At 70.5% G+C, this 244-nt stretch carries 1 protein-coding gene; it reads left to right on the forward strand.

The genetic code is table 11. The features are described from left to right. Positions 1 to 244, forward strand: a 244-nt coding sequence (locus SB771_RS36375) for an ATP-binding cassette domain-containing protein (RefSeq protein ID WP_410722208.1), incomplete at both ends; no start/stop codon positions are given.

Consider the following 244-nt stretch of genomic DNA (forward strand, 5'->3'; position numbering starts at 1 on the left):
CTGGACGGCAAGGACGTCAGCCGCACGCCCGCGAACAAGCGCGGGCTGGGCATGGTGTTCCAGAACTACGCGCTGTTCCCGCACATGACCGCGGCCGAGAACGTGTCGTTCGGCCTGGAGATGCAGCGGGTCGGCAAGGACGAGCGGCAGGCGCGGGTGGCCGAGGCGCTCAAGCTGGTGGGCCTTTCGCATCTGGCGGACCGTCATCCGGCGCGCATGTCGGGCGGCCAGCAGCAGCGCGTGG

This window comes from Burkholderia sp. SIMBA_051 (genome assembly GCF_046534915.1).
Taxonomy (GTDB): domain Bacteria; phylum Pseudomonadota; class Gammaproteobacteria; order Burkholderiales; family Burkholderiaceae; genus Burkholderia; species Burkholderia ambifaria.